We start from the raw sequence: 16493 nt of genomic DNA, 5'->3' as shown, positions 1-16493 counted from the left end.
CCTAGTGCGATATCTACTTTCGCTATTTTTCGGTTTAGCGGTGTTAATCACCGCTGGCTGTGGTTTTCACCTTCAAGGTAAAACTCAGGTTCCAGCAGAATTAAAAACGCTTTATCTTAGCTCTGGTGACCCTTATGGCCCATTATCTCGTGTAATGCGTCAGCAACTTAGATTGAGTGGTGTTCAGCTTGTTGAAAATCCAACAGCAAATATCCCTATTCTTAAAATTGTCGGCTCATCTGAAAGTAAAGAGACCGTTTCTGTGTATCAAGACGGTAAATCAGCAGAACGTCAGTTAACATTTGTGCTTGATGCACAAGTGATTATGCCTGATGGTACGATTTACCCAATTTCATCACAGGTTTCACGCCCATTCTTCGATAACCCATTAGAAGCATTAGCGAAAGATGCTGAAAATGACATTATCAAGCAAGAGATGCGTGAACAAGCGACAGCAATATTAGTGCGTAAATTATTGGTTGTTCACAATGCTGAACGCCAAAAAGCCGCACAAGCTGAGCAGGCAAAACAGATAATCTCACCCGCCAAATGATCCGCTTATATCCAGAACAACTGAATGCGCAGCTCCAAGAGGGGCTGCGCCAAAGTTACCTACTCTGGGGTAACGAACCTCTGTTACTCCAAGAGTCTCAAGATGCTATTCAATCCGCTGCTAAATCCCAAGGATTTGTCGAGCATTATCAATTTACCCTTGATAATAATACGGACTGGAATGAAATTTACTCGCTTTGTCAATCGCTAAGCCTTTTTTCTCAAAGACAATCTCTTTTACTGCATTTGCCTGAAAATGGCCCCAATGCAGCGATGTCAGAGAAACTTACTCGCCTATCGCAAGAATTACATCAAGACTTATTGTTGATTTTACGTGGCAATAAACTCACAAAAGCACAAGAAAATAGTGAATGGTTTAAAACATTAAGCCAACACGGAACCTATATTTCTTGTCTAACACCTGAACTTGATAAATTACCTAATTGGGTTGCGCGGCGAGCAAAACAAAAAGGGTTAGCGCTGGATGAACAAGGTAATCAATTACTTTGCTACTGTTATGAAGGGAATTTATTGGCACTAGCACAAGCCATTGAGCGTCTTTCTCTGTTGTACCCTGACGGTAAGCTAACGCTCCCAAGAGTAGAAGCGGCGGTCAATGATGCGTCACATTTTACCCCTTATCACTGGGTTGATGCATTACTTGCAGGGAAAACACAACGTGCATGGCATATCTTGCAACAACTCAAAAGAGAAGACTCTGAACCTGTTATTTTACTCAGAACTTTACAACGTGAGTTAATGCAGTTGATTACGCTACATCGAGAATCTAAAACGGCTTCGTTAAAAACAATTTTCGATAAGCATCGAGTTTGGCAAAACCGACGCCCAATATTCACAGCAGCACTACAACGTTTATCTGAACATCAATTGCTGACAGCCATACGATTACTCGCAACAATTGAAATTACGATTAAGCAAGATTATGGACAGACAGTTTGGCCCTCTCTTAATGCTCTGGGCTTATTACTTTGTGGAAAAGCATTGCCAGAAGGATTTGTAAGTCATGCCTAAAACCAATCACTCAACACCTTTAATTAACCAAGCTATTGCTTTATATGGTGGTACATTTGATCCTATTCATTATGGGCATTTGCGTCCTGTTGAAGCCCTTTCCGGATTAATTGGTTTAAAAGAAGTGATTTGGTTACCTAACAATATTCCTCCTCATCGCCCTCAACCAGAGGCGTCTTCTCAACAACGTCTTGATATGGTACGTCTTGCTCTTGAGCCATATTCTTCATTTAAAGTCGATACTCGTGAACTTGAGAAGCCAACACCTTCTTATACTATTGAGACGTTAAAAGACTTCAGAAAAGAAATCGGCGATAAGCAACCTTTGGCTTTTATAATTGGTCAAGACTCATTGCTATCAATTAATACATGGCATCAGTGGGATCAACTATTGAACGTATGCCATTTACTAGTTTGTGCCCGTCCTGGTTATCAAACACATTTTGGCTCAGCGCAAATGCAAGCATGGCTGACCAAACATCAAACTCATCAGCAAGAAGATATTCATTGTTTACCTGCGGGTAAAATATTCCTCGCTGACACACCACTTTATAATATTTCAGCGACTGATATTCGAGCTCGCCATAAAGCAGGATTAGATTGTCACGATTTACTACCAAGTTCTGTTGAAGACTATATTCGCCAGCAACAACTCTATAAATAATTAAGACTAAAGTTGCTCTCTTAAATAATTAAAAGCGAGCGGATAAGGCGAAAAATAGCGTTGATGGCTCAAATATTCATCAGGATAAACAGCTAACCAATATTTGAGTAAATCATAAGGTTTAGATAAAGGCACAATACCTTGACGATATTGTAAAATTGTCTGTGTCATTTCTTGTTTTTGTTGTGAACTTAGATTTCGCTTAAAATACCCAGCCATATGCATTAACGCATTAGTTTGCCCTTCTCTATTTGCTGCAACACTAAATGCTTTCATTAGCTTTTCCTGATATTTCGATGCAACATCTTCAAGGGGAATGGTATCAGAAAAATTAGCAATATCATGCCCCAACTCTCGATAAGCTGCTTGTGAATAAGCCATAATTAAATATTTGTATCGACTATGAAATTTAACTAAAGCCCCTTTAGTTAATGACTGATTAACCTGTTGTTGGTAATCAAACAGTGTGAAAAATTGGGTAAGAAAATGGTCAAGAGCAATAGGCTGTAAAAATTGATCAATATTTAATTGAGGTAAAGTAAAATTCGGAGGTGAGGAAAGGCTGTCTCCTCTTTTTCCAACATAACCATAAAGCGGCAACAGATTATCCCTATTTTGAGCCTCTATCTGCATAATACCTATCTTTTCCGCCTGAACAGTATCGCAAAGCAATGCTAACTTCTCTTGCAATTGGTGATTAGTGTTACTCACAATTTCTGAAGATAACCCGAGATAATTTTCTTTTCTTTCCATTCTTTTTCTCTCTAACTAAAAAGTATGAGTATTAGTCTGTATAATCTAAACTTAACAAAGTGAAAACACGCTAATTAGGTGTTTCATGAGCATTGACAGACGAGGTTTAGCTGTTATTCTCACCCACTGCTCCCTTAAGGGAACTGTAAGGTAAAACTGTCGTCTAAACGGAAAAGTTCTTATCTGCCTTCTTTTTGTTATTTATTATGACGCAGTTAATGGGCATATATGAATTTTTCTAAATCAAACGTCGAAAAACAAGAAAATGAGGTTTATGTTCTTGTTATTGCTAACTAGAATTAATCATCCAGTAAAATAGATTTATTGGTATAAATTCCTTTAAAATAGCGCTTATTATTTTTTCGACTGAATCAACCCATTAGATTAAAGGTGATCCTTTTGCAAGGTTCTGAATTACAGCAATTTATTATTGATAAACTTGAAGATTCTAAAGCTCAAGACATTATTGCATTAGATGTCCGTGGAAAATCAAGTGTAACTGATTACATGATCATTTGTACGGGTACATCAAGCAGACACCTCATGTCAGTTGCAGATAATCTCGTTGATGATTGCCGCGAAGCGGGATTACAACCTTTAGGTGTTGAAGGACAAGGCGTTTCTGACTGGATTGTCGTTGATCTTGGCGAAGCCATGGTACACGTTATGCAAGAAGATAGTCGCCGTATGTACGAACTTGAAAAACTCTGGAGCTGAGTTTGAAATTACAGCTCATTGCCGTTGGTACAAAAATGCCGGACTGGATACAGACCGGCTTTATGGATTATCTTAATCGATTCCCCAAAGACATGCCTTTAGAACTTATCGAGATCCCCGCAGGCAAGCGAGGAAAGAATGCGGATATTAAACGTATTCTCGAAAAAGAAGGTGAACAGATGTTAGCTGCAGTAGGTAAAGGAAATCGTATCGTCACTCTCGATATTCCTGGCGCTCGCTGGGATACGCCAAAACTTGCAGAACAGCTTGATCGATGGAAGCTCGATGGTAGAAATGTCAGCTTACTCATTGGTGGCCCGGAAGGATTAGCACCCGCTTGTAAAGCTGCAGCTGAACAAAGCTGGTCTTTATCTCCTTTAACAATGCCACATCCCCTTGTTCGTGTCGTGGTTGCAGAAAGCCTTTATCGAGCATGGAGCATTACCACAAACCATCCTTATCATCGTGAATAATCAATAAATTGGCGGGTCAGTAAGTGAAGTCAAATGGGATGAAAAGAAAAAAACGTACCCCGTTTCGAGATTATACTGCGGAATCAAAGCTATTTATCCGTCGTGTGATTGTCGCATTTTCAGTAATTATTATATTGAGTGGTGTTTTGGTTTTTAACCTCAATCACTTACAGATCGCTCGCCATGATGATTATCAGACACGTTCAAATGATAACCGAATTAAATTAGTACCGATTGCTCCTAGCAGAGGTATTATTTACGATCGCAAAGGCATCCCTCTTGCGCTTAATCGTACTATCTACCAATTAGAAGTTGTGCCTGAAAAAGTAGCAAACTTACAAGAAACGCTGGAAAGTTTAAGGGATGTTGTTGACTTAACTGACGAAGATATTGCGGCATTTGAAAAAGAGCGCAAGCGCTCACGTCGATTTAGCTCTATCGCCTTAAAAACAACATTAAGCCAAGTACAAGTCGCGCGTTTCGCTATCAACCAATATCGCTATCCCGGCTTAGAAATCAAAGGCTATCAACGCCGTTATTATCCTTATGGCTCAGCATTAACGCATGTGATTGGTTACGTCGCAAAAATTAATGATAAAGATGTTGAACGTCTAGATAAAGAAGGTTTATCACCTAACTATGCTGCAACTCATGATATCGGTAAGTTAGGCATCGAACGTTATTATGAGTCTACTTTACACGGCACAACAGGCTATGAAGAGGTTGAAGTTAATAGCCGTGGTCGAGTTATTCGTCAATTACACGAACAGCCGCCACAAGCAGGTAAAGATATTTATCTTACCATCGACCTTGAACTGCAAACTTACATTGAAACATTGCTCACTACAAGCCGAGCCGCGGTTGTAGTAACCGATCCTCGCAATGGTGAAATTTTAGCACTGGTATCAAACCCTAGTTACGATCCTAACTTATTTGTCGGTGGAATATCGAACACAGAATATCAAGGGTTACTAAATAACCCAGATAGACCGCTGATCAACCGAACAACTCAAGGTCTTTACCCACCAGCATCAACCGTGAAACCCTTTATGTCTGTTGCGGCATTAAGCGAAGGTGTGATCACAGCCAATACAACCATTCATGATCCCGGCTGGTGGCAACTTCCTGGCTCAGAAAAACGTTATCGAGACTGGAAACGTTGGGGACATGGAAAACTTAATGTCACAAAATCTATCGTAGAATCAGCGGATACCTTCTTCTACCAAGTTGCTTATGATATGGGAATTGATCGTATATCAACTTGGATGGGTCGCTTTGGCTATGGCGAATATACAGGTATTGATCTCTCTGAAGAGCGCAATGGCATCATGCCAACACGTGAGTGGAAACAGCAACGTTATAAAAAACCTTGGTATCAAGGTGACACGATCCCAGTAGGTATTGGACAAGGTTATTGGACAGCAACGCCAATTCAAATGGCGAAAGCTTTAATGACATTGATTAATGACGGTCAAGTTAAAACTCCTCACCTACTTTACGGTACAAAACTAGGCAATGAAATGCTGCCTTATGTTGATACTGAAACTCGCCAAATTGGCGATATCCACTCAGGTTATTGGGAACTCGCAAAATACGGTATGTATGGTGTGGCTAACTTCCCAAATGGTACAGGTCGCCGAAGTTTTGCTGATGCACCTTATAAAGCAGCAGCAAAATCGGGAACGGCACAGGTGTTTAGTTACGAAACCTACAATGCGAGCCAATTGGCAGAACATCTTCGTGATCACAAGTTGATGATTGCCTTTGCGCCTTATGATAATCCAACTGTAGCTATCTCTATTATCTTAGAAAATGGTGGTGCAGGCCCTTCTGTCGGTGATATTACAAGACAAATCCTTGACCACATTCTCCTTGGTGATAACAACACTGTATTGCCAGCGTCTCCACCAGCACCGCGTGGTTCAGAGGAATAATACTCATGACTGAAAATAATAAGAAAAAATCCTTCTGGACACGGATACATATCGATCCATTATTCTTACTTTGTATTATTGCTTTATTAGGATACAGCGCATTTATTATGTGGAGTGCCAGCGGGCAAGATCCAGAAATGATGCAACGTAAGTTAGGACAGATTACTATGGGTTTCATGATTATGATAGTCATGGCGCAAATCCCACCAAGAGTCTATGAAAGCTGGGCTCCTCATCTCTATTTCTTCTGTATTATTTTACTTATTCTTGTTGATGTCTTTGGGCAAATCAGTAAAGGAGCACAACGTTGGCTAGATTTAGGTATTGTGCGTTTTCAGCCTTCAGAAATTGCTAAAATAGCCGTGCCTTTAATGGTCGCTCGATTTATGAATCGCGATGTGTGCCCTCCTACATTACGTAATACGGCCATTGCTCTGGTACTTATTTTTGTGCCAACTTTATTAGTCGCCGCACAGCCAGATTTAGGAACATCTATTCTTGTTGCTGCTTCTGGATTATTCGTCCTTTTCCTTGCAGGAATGAGCTGGCGACTTATCACTGTGGCTATTATTCTTGTTGCCGCCTTTATCCCCATACTCTGGTTTTTCCTCATGCATGATTACCAGCAAGCACGAGTAATGATGCTTCTCGACCCTGAATCAGACCCGCTTGGGGCAGGATATCATATCATCCAATCTAAAATTGCCATTGGTTCTGGTGGATTACATGGAAAAGGATGGTTACAAGGCACTCAATCTCAATTAGAATTCTTACCAGAGCGCCATACAGACTTTATTTTTGCTGTATTGGCGGAAGAACTCGGATTAATTGGTGTTTTGATACTACTGACTCTTTATATACTCTTAATCGCGCGAGGCCTTTACCTTGCAACGAAAGCACAAAATACATTTGGTAGAGTAATGATTGGCGGATTAATGCTAATTTTCTTTGTCTATGTCTTTGTCAACATAGGAATGGTGAGTGGCATTCTTCCTGTTGTCGGTGTTCCGTTACCGTTGATGAGTTATGGAGGCTCGGCCCTGATTGTCTTAATGGCAGGGTTTGGTATCGTGATGTCGATTCATACACACCGAAAACTACTATCGAAAAGTTTATAATGAGGTTTTTATGCGTCTGCAATGGGTTTTGATCGGTATCAGTGCATTGCTACTGTCGGGGTGTGTTGTTGATAAAACGAATACCAATAAACCGCCAGCACCATTACCCAATGTGCCAGCTCAACGTGTTCTCGGTGCAGAGCCACGTTACGAGCCTTATCATCCTACGGCAAATCAAGATTATCGAAAAAATGGGGTGGTTTACCGTATTGTGACTGATCCTGCAAACTTTAGTGAGCGAGGAGAAGCGATTGTCTATGATAGTTTAGCGATGAGTCGTTTAACTACCATTGGTGAACGCGTTAATCCTTATGAGTTTGCTGTTGCTCATCCTACATTACCGATCCCAAGCTATGCAAAAATCACAAACTTGCTCAATGGGCGCACAATGGTTGTACGTATTAACGACCGTGGCCCTTACGTCAATGGAAAACAGATCCAAGTCACTCCAGCGGTTTCTGATAGCTTACGTTTAATGCCGACAACACCCTTGCTTATTGAAGGAATTGTTGTTGACCAAAGTGGCCATATGAGCGGTATCGGTACACATGGTGCGCAAATAGAGAAGAAAACGACCGCATTACCAGAGCGTCCTAATTTTAATGCTCAACCAGCAACACCTGCGCCATTAACGACATCAACACCTATCAACAACAATATGCCTGTTGAACCATCGGCTCCTGTGCAAGTAAAAGCACCTACTCCAGTTCCGGCACCAGTTCCAACGCCGGCTCCGGCAAAGGCAGAAGCACCCAAACCCGTTTTATCCTCAAATTCCATAGCACGAGGCTTTTATGTCCAAGTTGGTGCTCTCAGTAACGAAAATAATGCACAATTTTGGCTCAATGATTTATCGTCGTTATTTAACACTCAAGGTGTAATCAACAAGACAGATGGATTATATAAAGTACAACTCGGCCCTTATTCATCTAAAGATCAAGCCGAAACGATAAAAAACAAGCTAAAACAAGTTAAAGATATTACTGGGTTTATTATTACCCAATAAAGGATAATTTACGTAAAATCCTTTTTATATCAGCAAATTCAAGCGTAGAATCGTCTGGATTTGCTGATATTTTATTTATCAGTCCCTATTTTTCCCTGAATTTTCGGATTAAACAAACAGAATGAAACAAATACTCCCAGCAAAATTACTAAGAACAAGCCTATTAAGCGCCACTTTCGCTTTACTCACAGTAAGCCATCAAGGTATTGCGGAAGATTCCCTAAAAACAATGATACCGTCTGTTCCTAGTATCGAAGCCGAATCTTATATTCTTATTGATTATAATTCTGGGAAAGTACTGGCTGAAATGAATGCCGACGTTCGTCGTGATCCTGCAAGTTTAACCAAAATGATGACCAGCTATGTTATCGGTCAATCCATTCGTGCTGGTAAAATCTCTAATAGCGATATCGTACCGATTGGTGAAGAAGCGTGGGCGACGGGTAATCCTGTTTTTCGCGGCTCATCTTTAATGTTCTTAAAACCGGGTGATCAAGTTACTGTTGCACAGTTAACCCGTGGTATTAACTTACAATCAGGGAATGATGCTTGTGTCGCAATGGCCTCTTATGTTGCAGGAAGCCAAGATACATTTGTGACCATGATGAACGACTACGTTAAACGTCTTGGTTTAAAAAACACACAGTTCCAAACCGTTCATGGTCTTGATGCTCCGGGACAATATAGCTCGGCTCGCGATATGGCACTAATTGGTGCTGCATTAATTCGCGATGTGCCTGATGAATACGCCATCTATAAAGAAAAAGAGTACACCTACAACAATATCCGCCAAACAAACCGAAATGGTTTGTTGTGGGATACCAGTTTAAATGTTGATGGTATTAAAACAGGCCATACTGCATCAGCAGGTTATAACCTTGTTGCGTCTGCAACTGAAGGCGATATGCGTTTAATTTCTGCAGTTATGGGTGGTCACTCATCTAAAGGTCGTGATGCCGAAAGTAAAAAGCTACTTACTTGGGGGTTTCGTTTCTTTGAAACCGTAAAACCATTACAAGTGGGTAAAGAATTTGCTGCTGAGCCTATCTGGTATGGCGAGACAGATAAAGTACAATTAGGGGTAGATAAAGATGTTTATTTAACTATTCCTCGTGGTCGTTTAAAAGATTTAAAAGCAAGCTATATTCTTGATAATGTAGAATTACATGCACCAGTAACTAAAAACCAAGTTGTAGGAACAATTAATTTTCAACTTGATGGTCAAGTTATCGAACAGCGTCCGCTAGTTGTGATGAATGAAGTAAAAGAAGGTGGTTTCTTTAGCCGTATTATTGACTATATCAAATTATTATTCTCACACTGGTTTGGCTAAGGCTTGAAAAAGGTAAATGTGACCACATATAACTTTTATACAGATATTGGCAGAAACACATTTACCATTCCCATATTTACCCTAATTACCAGTATCGCATTCCTTATTATGTAAGGAATGCGCTTTTTATTTGCTAAGATTAGGTGTAGAAATAAATTATTAAAACAACAGCACCTGTTGTCTTAAGGAATTACATTATGATGAAAACAAAATTAAATGAACTGTTAGAGTTTCCATGTTCTTTCACTTATAAAGTGATGGGCCATGCAAAACCAGAATTAGTGGATCAAGTTGTTGAAGTTATTCAACGCCATGCGCCTGGTGATTACACACCATCGGTTAAACCGAGTAGCAAAGGTAATTACCACTCTGTTTCTATTACCATCAACGCAACTCATATTGATCAAGTAGAAACGTTGTATAAAGAATTAGGTGAACTTGAACTAGTACGTATGGTTCTGTAATCTCTTCTTTTAGCTAATGACTTTTTAAAAGCGCCTTTCATAAAGGCGCTTTTTCTTATTCTGCATTTCCTCATTTTTCACCCTACCTCGGAAAAAAAACATCTCAATCTGGTAGTTCATTTACTGGAGCGTTATACTGCTCTTCACAATTACGCTACAAATGAAGATTTTCACGGTGCAAGACAAGACAATCATTATTCGCCAATTAGGTGTGAAACCCTATTTACCGGTTTCTGATTCTATGCATCAGTTTACGGAAAAACGGGAAAGTCACACACCTGATGAAATATGGCTCGTTCAACATGAACAGGTTTTTACCCAAGGCCAAGCAGGTAAAGCTGAACACTTATTAAATACGGGAACTATCCCGGTTATTCAATCCGATCGTGGTGGTCAAGTAACTTATCATGGCCCCGGTCAACAAGTGATGTATGTTTTAATTGATTTAAAACGCAATCATGTAGGTGTTCGTCAATTAGTTACCGCTCTTGAAAACACCGTTATAGACACGCTAGCAGAGTTTAATGTAGAAGCTTATGCTCGCGCTGATGCGCCCGGCGTTTACGTAAAAGGTGATAAAATTTGCTCTTTAGGATTACGCATTCGTAAAGGTTGTTCCTTTCACGGACTTGCGCTCAATATCGATATGGATTTATCCCCTTTTGCACGAATAAATCCTTGCGGTTATTCTGATCTAAAAATGACGCAGTTAATTGATTTTGCACCGAATACGACAACGACACAGGTAGCACCGTTATTAGTTAAGCATTTTTGTACACAACTAGGATTTCAACCACAGCAATAAAAATGCTATAATTTTTTTAACATTTGTCATATTTTTTTAAAACCCTGATTACCTCAGTCACATCGTGTTAATCACTCTAGATAACTGGAACTGGCACAATTATGAGTAAACCTATTCAGATGGAACGCGGAGTTAAATATCGCGACGCCGATAAAATGGCACTTATTCCTGTTAAAACAGTCGCTACAGAACGTGAACAACTGCTACGCAAACCTGATTGGATGAAAATAAAGCTACCCGCTGACTCAAGTAAAATTCAGGGTATCAAAGCAGCAATGCGTAAAAATGGCCTTCATTCCGTCTGTGAAGAAGCCTCTTGCCCTAACCTTGCTGAGTGTTTTAACCACGGAACGGCAACCTTTATGATCTTGGGTGCAATTTGTACACGCCGTTGCCCATTCTGCGATGTCGCTCATGGCCGTCCTAATGCTCCCGATCCTCAAGAGCCAGAAAAACTTGCTCAAACTATTAAAGATATGGGTTTACGCTACGTCGTAATTACGTCCGTAGACCGTGATGATCTACGTGATGGTGGTGCTCAACATTTCGCGGATTGTATTGCTGCAATTCGTGCAAAAAACCCAACGATCCGTATTGAAACATTAGTTCCTGATTTCCGTGGCCGTATGGATAAAGCGCTTGAGATCCTCACTGACACGCCACCAGATGTCTTTAACCATAACTTAGAGAATGTTCCTCGCGTTTATCGTCAAGTACGACCAGGTGCTAACTATCAATGGTCGCTGACATTGTTAGAGCGTTTTAAGCAAGCTCACCCTGATATTCCAACAAAATCAGGTTTGATGGTCGGTCTTGGGGAAACCAACGAAGAAATTATTGACGTTATGCGTGATCTGCGTAAACATGGGGTAACGATGCTGACATTAGGGCAATATTTACAGCCAAGCCGTCACCATCTTCCTGTTCAACGCTACGTCAGTCCTGACGAGTTTGAATATATGAAAGAGCAAGCACTTGCGATGGGCTTTACCCATGCAGCTTGTGGGCCGTTTGTTCGCTCGTCTTATCATGCTGATCTTCAAGCTCAGGGGATTGAGGTTAAATAACAATTAATCTCTCATGCTTAATATTGCAATTGCTGTATTTATAGGTGGTGGTTTAGGTAGCGTATTACGCTGGCTAATTAGCTACCGCCTAAATTCTATTTTTCCTCATTTTGCCACAGGCACCTTTATTGCTAACTGTATCGGTGCTTTTATTATTGCCTTTGGTATCGCTTGGTTTAGCAAAGCACCACATATTGATCCTATTTGGAAAATTATGCTAACTACGGGCTTTTGTGGCGGTTTGACAACGTTTTCAACCTTTTCTGTCGAAGTTGTCGCACTCTTAACTGAGGGGAAGATAGGATGGGCATTAAGTACGATGGGCGCTAACTTGGCAGGTTCATTTTTAATGACCGCTTTTGCGTTTTGGTTACTACGCGAGATGTAATGCTTGGAATATAAAAACCTGTTATAAAACGGGTTTTGCTTTAGATACATAAAAACCCGTTATTCAACGGGCTTTGCTCTAGATACATAAAAGCCCGTTATTCAACGGGCTTTGCTCTAGATACATAAAAACCCGTTATTCAACGGGTTTTGCTCTAGATACATAAAAACCCGTTATTCAACGGGTTTTTACTTGTCTCAAAGAAGTCGTTAATTAGATAGCGACAACGTTTGCAGCAGATGGCCCTTTCGCGCCGTCAGTAACTTCAAACTCTACTTTTTGACCTTCAGCAAGGGTTTTAAAGCCTTCTGATGTAATAGCGGAAAAGTGTACAAATACATCTTTGCTGCCATCTTCTGGAGTGATAAAACCAAAACCTTTAGTTTCGTTAAACCACTTAACGTTACCTTTTAATTTAGACATCAAGTTTACCTTTAAAATAGAAAATAAACGCAAGCGTTTTGCGTTGGCTATAGTAAAACAAAAATGATGATTCCCTGTCCACAGTCTAGATCACGAAACTCACATTTTTTTTCTGCCAAATGATTAATATTCAGACAAATCCCATGCCTTAACACATAGTTCACTTAAGAAACAATACTTAATACTTACAATCTGAACTATTCATCGACTTCTACCTTTTCATATTGAAGCAGCCAACGCTTAATATCTAATCCACCGGTATAGCCGACTAACTTACCGTTATGACCAATAACTCGATGACAAGGAATAATTAAAGATATTGGGTTGCGTGAGTTTGCCATTCCTACCGCTCTGCAATAATTGACCGAACCTAATGTAAGCGCCAATTTTTTATAACTCCAAATTTCACCATAAGGGATGGTTTGTAATGTTTTCCAAACACGGCTTTGAAATTCCGTTCCTTCTGGCGCTAATGGCACCGAAAATGTCGTGCGTTTACCTGCAAAATACTCTTTTAATTGTTTTATACATTGGTTAATAACAGGGCTCGAACTTACGGCAGCCTCTTTGTCATTCACAAAATAGAGACTCGTGATCCCTTTTTCATTTGCAGTGATAGAGATATAAGGTTTTGGGAAGCCTTTAGGTGCATCGAGATAGTCTTGGTACATAATGTTTTCTCTGCTGATTTGTCTTTAGCAATCAGATTAAATCATGCTTGATTGATAAAGCAATCATCTAATTACTCGTATATCTAATAAAAATTGATCAATCGAGCGATCTAAAAATAAAATTAGTTCACTAACTGTTTAATTTTAATGATAATCATTATCAAAAATGAAAATCACCATATATTGTGTGGTTGAAAATAAATAACTCTATATATAGTATTTAAGTACTTCTCATTATGGATGTGAAAACAGACGCATCCATATTTTTATAAGGGTTATTTTTATGTCTGTTATCCTCTATACCAAACCGAATTGCGTTCAATGCAGTGCCACAGAACGCGCTTTAAAACAGAAAAACATTCCGTTTGTTGCAGTCGATCTCACCAAAGATACACAAGCTCTCGCCCGTATCGTTTCTATGGGATATCGCCAAGTACCTGTTGTGGTTCATGGTGAACAGCATTGGTCAGGTTTCTGTCCTGATAAAATCAGACAGATCACGCTCTAAAGGAGCATCTCATGCAAACTGCACCTTTGATCTATTTTTCAAGTCGCTCTGAAAACTGCCATCGCTTTGTACAAAAGCTCAATTTAAATGCGACCAGAATTATTGAAGATGAAACATTGCTTGCAACACAACCCTTTGTGTTGCTTTGCCCAACTTATGGTGGTGGTGGTACTAAAGGTGCAGTTCCTAAAGCAGTTATTCAGTTTTTAAATATTCCTGAAAACCGCCAATTAATACGTGGAGTCATTGCTTCTGGAAATACTAACTTTGGTGCAGCTTACGGATTAGCTGGCGATATTATTGCACAAAAATGCCAAATCCCTTTTTTGTATCGATTTGAATTATTAGGTACGCCAGAAGATGTGAATCGCGTAAAAACAGGTTTAAGTACATTTTGGTCAAGTCTTACTGACCAATGCGTCACGAGATAATTAACATGACACAATCAACAGAACAACTGGATTACCATGCATTGAATGCCATGCTAAATCTCTATGATGAGCAAGGTAATATTCAGTTTGATAAAGATAAATTAGCGACACACCATTTTTTTCGTCAACATGTCAATCAAAACACAGTATTTTTTCATGATCTAAAAGAAAAACTCGAGTTCTTAGTACAACAACACTATTACGAAGCGCAAGTGTTAGAACAGTATGAATTTGCCTTTATCAAACAGCTATTCAAACATGCTTATAGTAAAAAATTTCGCTTTCAATCTTTCCTTGGTGCTTTTAAGTACTACACCAGTTATACCTTAAAAACCTTTGATGGAGAGCGCTATCTTGAACGCTATGAAGATCGCGTTTGTATGGTGGCTCTCACGCTTGCACAAGGCGATACTGATCTTGCTATTCATCTTGTAGATGAAATTATTAGTGGTCGTTTTCAACCCGCTACACCGACTTTTTTAAATTGCGGAAAACAACAACGCGGTGAATTGGTTTCCTGCTTTTTATTGCGTATAGAAGATAATATGGAATCTATCGGTCGATCGGTAAATTCCGCGTTACAGCTTTCTAAACGTGGCGGTGGTGTTGCATTTTTGCTCACTAATTTACGTGAAGCAGGTGCACCGATTAAACGTATAGAAAATCAATCTTCTGGCGTTGTTCCTGTTATGAAAATGCTTGAAGATGCTTTTTCTTATGCTAATCAGTTAGGTGCAAGACAAGGGGCTGGCGCTGTTTATCTTCATGCTCATCATCCAGATATTTACCATTTTCTTGATACAAAAAGAGAAAATGCAGATGAAAAAGTGCGAATAAAAACGCTCTCTTTAGGCGTTGTTATCCCTGATATCACGTTTGAATTAGCGAAACGCAATGAAGATATGTATCTCTTCTCACCTTATGATGTAGAGCGTGTTTATGGCGTACCTATGTCGGAAATCAGTGTGAGTGAAAAATACAGTGAGATGGTGAATAACGCGCAAATTCGTAAGAAGAAAATTAAAGCGAGGGAGTTTTTCCAAACACTTGCCGAAATTCAATTTGAGTCTGGCTATCCTTATATCATGTTTGAAGATGCGGTAAATCGTGCCAATCCTATCGCTGGTAGAATTAATATGAGCAATCTTTGCTCTGAAATTTTACAAGTAAACAGCGCCAGTGAGTATCACCCAGACTTAAGCTATTGCCATATTGGTCATGACATCAGTTGTAACTTAGGTTCTATGAATATTGCTATGGCAATGGATTCACCTAATTTTGCACATACCGTCAGCACGGCAATTAGAGCATTAAGCAATGTCTCTGAAATGACGAAAATTGAGTCCGTTCCTTCTATTGAAAAAGGTAATCTCGCTTCTCATGCCATTGGTTTAGGACAAATGAATTTACATGGCTACTTAGCGCGTGAAGGGATTTATTACGGCTCTGAAGAAGCATTAGATTTCACTAATATCTATTTTTATACCGTCACTTACTATGCGTTGTTAGCTTCAAATCAATTAGCCATTGAAAAAAAACAGCAGTTTAAAGGCTTTGAAAATTCGAAATACGCAACGGGTGAATATTTTAATAAATATGTATCACAACAATGGTTGCCTAAAACACAAAAAGTCCACCAGCTATTTAGTCAATCTAATGTTCATATTCCAACACAGGAAGATTGGCAGGCTCTCAAGCAATCTATTATGACGCATGGGATCTATAACCAAAATTTACAGGCGATACCACCAACAGGATCTATTTCCTATATCAACCACTCTACATCGAGTATTCATCCTATTGCCGCACCAATAGAAATTAGAAAAGAAGGTAAGATTGGGCGAGTTTATTACCCTGCTCCCTTTATGACCAATGAAAACCGTCAGTATTATCAAGATGCATATGAAATTGGGGCTGAGAAAATTATTGATACCTATGCTGAGGCTTCTCAACATATCGACCAAGGTTTATCGCTCACATTATTCTTTTCTGATGAAGCAACAACTCGTGATATTAACAAAGCGCAAATATATGCATGGCGTAAAGGTATTAAAACCTTGTATTACATTCGTATCCGACAATCTGCATTAGCAGGTACTGAAATCAAAGGCTGTGTTTCGTGCGCACTTTAATAATAACAATAAGGAGAACATA

The 16493-nt window shown here is 39.6% G+C and carries 19 protein-coding genes; 16 read left to right on the top strand and 3 right to left on the bottom strand.

The genetic code is table 11. The features are described from left to right. Positions 1 to 4 precede the first annotated feature (4 nt). Genes lptE through nadD form a run of 3 tightly spaced genes read left to right on the top strand, consistent with a single transcriptional unit; the run spans position 5 to position 2248 of the window. A complete protein-coding gene (gene lptE, locus ABN236_RS00190) occupies positions 5 to 553 on the top strand; it encodes an LPS assembly lipoprotein LptE (protein WP_088493449.1) in 549 nt (182 codons plus the stop codon). After that, a complete protein-coding gene (gene holA, locus ABN236_RS00185; protein WP_349473133.1) occupies positions 550 to 1584 on the top strand; it encodes a DNA polymerase III subunit delta in 1035 nt (344 codons plus the stop codon). The genes lptE and holA overlap by 4 nt, the downstream gene beginning before the upstream one ends. Next, a complete protein-coding gene (gene nadD / locus ABN236_RS00180) occupies positions 1577 to 2248 on the top strand; it encodes a nicotinate-nucleotide adenylyltransferase (protein WP_349473132.1) in 672 nt (223 codons plus the stop codon). Before holA ends, nadD begins: the two co-directional genes overlap by 8 nt. 6 nt (positions 2249 to 2254) lie before the next feature. Here the strand turns inward: nadD and ABN236_RS00175 are convergent, their stop codons facing one another. Next, the gene (locus ABN236_RS00175; RefSeq protein WP_349473131.1) at positions 2255 to 3001 is read right to left on the bottom strand and encodes a YbgA family protein; all 747 of its coding nucleotides are present in this window, start codon (positions 2999 to 3001) and stop codon (positions 2255 to 2257) included. 390 nt (positions 3002 to 3391) lie between these two features. Between ABN236_RS00175 and rsfS the strand changes: the two genes are divergently transcribed. The 10 genes from rsfS (at position 3392) to crcB (ending at position 12306) form a co-directional block, all read left to right on the top strand. After that, positions 3392 to 3718: a ribosome silencing factor gene (rsfS, locus tag ABN236_RS00170; RefSeq protein ID WP_006537732.1), complete on the top strand. Its 327-nt coding sequence runs from the start codon at positions 3392 to 3394 to the stop codon at positions 3716 to 3718. A gap of 2 nt (positions 3719 to 3720) precedes the next feature. Further along, positions 3721 to 4191, top strand: coding sequence for a 23S rRNA (pseudouridine(1915)-N(3))-methyltransferase RlmH (gene rlmH, locus ABN236_RS00165; protein WP_004246050.1), 471 nt, complete (start codon positions 3721 to 3723; stop codon positions 4189 to 4191). A 38-nt stretch (positions 4192 to 4229) separates the two neighbouring features. Further along, complete coding sequence (gene mrdA / locus ABN236_RS00160) at positions 4230 to 6125, top strand: peptidoglycan DD-transpeptidase MrdA (RefSeq protein WP_088493454.1); 1896 nt, start codon at positions 4230 to 4232, stop codon at positions 6123 to 6125. A 5-nt stretch (positions 6126 to 6130) separates the two neighbouring features. Further along, on the top strand, positions 6131 to 7243 hold the full coding sequence (gene mrdB / locus ABN236_RS00155; protein ID WP_349473130.1) for a peptidoglycan glycosyltransferase MrdB: 1113 nt from the start codon (positions 6131 to 6133) through the stop codon (positions 7241 to 7243). Positions 7244 to 7253: 10 nt separating this feature from the next. Beyond that, positions 7254 to 8249 carry an endolytic peptidoglycan transglycosylase RlpA gene (gene rlpA / locus ABN236_RS00150; protein ID WP_349473129.1) on the top strand — a complete coding sequence of 332 codons (996 nt, stop codon included), beginning with the start codon at positions 7254 to 7256 and terminating at the stop codon, positions 8247 to 8249. A gap of 121 nt (positions 8250 to 8370) precedes the next feature. Continuing rightward, positions 8371 to 9582, top strand: a complete 1212-nt coding sequence (dacA, locus tag ABN236_RS00145) for a D-alanyl-D-alanine carboxypeptidase DacA (RefSeq protein ID WP_349473128.1) — start codon at positions 8371 to 8373, stop codon at positions 9580 to 9582. Between the two features lie 200 nt (positions 9583 to 9782). Further along, positions 9783 to 10046, top strand: coding sequence for a DUF493 family protein YbeD (gene ybeD / locus ABN236_RS00140; RefSeq protein WP_036912266.1), 264 nt, complete (start codon positions 9783 to 9785; stop codon positions 10044 to 10046). Positions 10047 to 10206: 160 nt separating this feature from the next. After that, on the top strand, positions 10207 to 10851 hold the full coding sequence (lipB, locus tag ABN236_RS00135) for a lipoyl(octanoyl) transferase LipB (RefSeq protein WP_088493458.1): 645 nt from the start codon (positions 10207 to 10209) through the stop codon (positions 10849 to 10851). A gap of 101 nt (positions 10852 to 10952) precedes the next feature. After that, positions 10953 to 11918, top strand: coding sequence for a lipoyl synthase (gene lipA, locus ABN236_RS00130; RefSeq protein WP_075671558.1), 966 nt, complete (start codon positions 10953 to 10955; stop codon positions 11916 to 11918). Positions 11919 to 11931: 13 nt separating this feature from the next. Continuing rightward, positions 11932 to 12306, top strand: coding sequence for a fluoride efflux transporter CrcB (crcB, locus tag ABN236_RS00125; RefSeq protein WP_023581134.1), 375 nt, complete (start codon positions 11932 to 11934; stop codon positions 12304 to 12306). Positions 12307 to 12519: 213 nt separating this feature from the next. On the opposite strand, the gene cspE is transcribed toward crcB, so the two are convergent. Next, positions 12520 to 12729: a transcription antiterminator/RNA stability regulator CspE gene (cspE, locus tag ABN236_RS00120; RefSeq protein ID WP_023581133.1), complete on the bottom strand. Its 210-nt coding sequence runs from the start codon at positions 12727 to 12729 to the stop codon at positions 12520 to 12522. 197 nt (positions 12730 to 12926) lie between these two features. Continuing rightward, a complete protein-coding gene (locus ABN236_RS00115) occupies positions 12927 to 13400 on the bottom strand; it encodes a methylated-DNA--[protein]-cysteine S-methyltransferase (protein ID WP_088493460.1) in 474 nt (157 codons plus the stop codon). 283 nt (positions 13401 to 13683) lie between these two features. Here ABN236_RS00115 and ABN236_RS00110 point away from each other — a divergent pair, with 283 nt between their 5' ends. From ABN236_RS00110 to nrdE, 3 genes are read left to right on the top strand one after another with little or no spacing between them, the layout of a single operon-like run. Beyond that, positions 13684 to 13908, top strand: coding sequence for a glutaredoxin family protein (locus ABN236_RS00110; protein ID WP_075671554.1), 225 nt, complete (start codon positions 13684 to 13686; stop codon positions 13906 to 13908). 11 nt (positions 13909 to 13919) lie between these two features. After that, the gene (gene nrdI / locus ABN236_RS00105; RefSeq protein WP_088493461.1) at positions 13920 to 14339 is read left to right on the top strand and encodes a class Ib ribonucleoside-diphosphate reductase assembly flavoprotein NrdI; all 420 of its coding nucleotides are present in this window, start codon (positions 13920 to 13922) and stop codon (positions 14337 to 14339) included. Positions 14340 to 14344: 5 nt separating this feature from the next. Next, the gene (nrdE, locus tag ABN236_RS00100) at positions 14345 to 16471 is read left to right on the top strand and encodes a class 1b ribonucleoside-diphosphate reductase subunit alpha (RefSeq protein ID WP_349473127.1); all 2127 of its coding nucleotides are present in this window, start codon (positions 14345 to 14347) and stop codon (positions 16469 to 16471) included. The last annotated feature ends 22 nt before the right edge of the window (positions 16472 to 16493 follow it).

Source organism: Proteus sp. fly-1013 (genome assembly GCF_040140245.1).
Taxonomy (GTDB): domain Bacteria; phylum Pseudomonadota; class Gammaproteobacteria; order Enterobacterales; family Enterobacteriaceae; genus Proteus; species Proteus mirabilis_B.
This window is presented reverse-complemented; position numbering and strand designations above follow the sequence as displayed.

Bases quoted from the DNA above. Each gene is read 5' to 3' on its own strand.
- holA (WP_349473133.1), top strand. From the start codon at position 550: ATGATCCGCTTATATCCAGAACAACTGAATGCGCAGCTCCAAGAGGGG.
- nadD (WP_349473132.1), top strand. From the start codon at position 1,577: ATGCCTAAAACCAATCACTCAACACCTTTAATTAACCAAGCTATTGCT.
- ABN236_RS00175 (WP_349473131.1), bottom strand. From the start codon at position 3,001: ATGGAAAGAAAAGAAAATTATCTCGGGTTATCTTCAGAAATTGTGAGT.
- mrdA (WP_088493454.1), top strand. From the start codon at position 4,230: ATGAAAAGAAAAAAACGTACCCCGTTTCGAGATTATACTGCGGAATCA.
- mrdB (WP_349473130.1), top strand. From the start codon at position 6,131: ATGACTGAAAATAATAAGAAAAAATCCTTCTGGACACGGATACATATC.
- rlpA (WP_349473129.1), top strand. From the start codon at position 7,254: ATGCGTCTGCAATGGGTTTTGATCGGTATCAGTGCATTGCTACTGTCG.
- dacA (WP_349473128.1), top strand. From the start codon at position 8,371: ATGAAACAAATACTCCCAGCAAAATTACTAAGAACAAGCCTATTAAGC.
- ybeD (WP_036912266.1), top strand. From the start codon at position 9,783: ATGAAAACAAAATTAAATGAACTGTTAGAGTTTCCATGTTCTTTCACT.
- lipB (WP_088493458.1), top strand. From the start codon at position 10,207: ATGAAGATTTTCACGGTGCAAGACAAGACAATCATTATTCGCCAATTA.
- lipA (WP_075671558.1), top strand. From the start codon at position 10,953: ATGAGTAAACCTATTCAGATGGAACGCGGAGTTAAATATCGCGACGCC.
- crcB (WP_023581134.1), top strand. From the start codon at position 11,932: ATGCTTAATATTGCAATTGCTGTATTTATAGGTGGTGGTTTAGGTAGC.
- cspE (WP_023581133.1), bottom strand. From the start codon at position 12,729: ATGTCTAAATTAAAAGGTAACGTTAAGTGGTTTAACGAAACTAAAGGT.
- ABN236_RS00115 (WP_088493460.1), bottom strand. From the start codon at position 13,400: ATGTACCAAGACTATCTCGATGCACCTAAAGGCTTCCCAAAACCTTAT.
- ABN236_RS00110 (WP_075671554.1), top strand. From the start codon at position 13,684: ATGTCTGTTATCCTCTATACCAAACCGAATTGCGTTCAATGCAGTGCC.
- nrdI (WP_088493461.1), top strand. From the start codon at position 13,920: ATGCAAACTGCACCTTTGATCTATTTTTCAAGTCGCTCTGAAAACTGC.
- nrdE (WP_349473127.1), top strand. From the start codon at position 14,345: ATGACACAATCAACAGAACAACTGGATTACCATGCATTGAATGCCATG.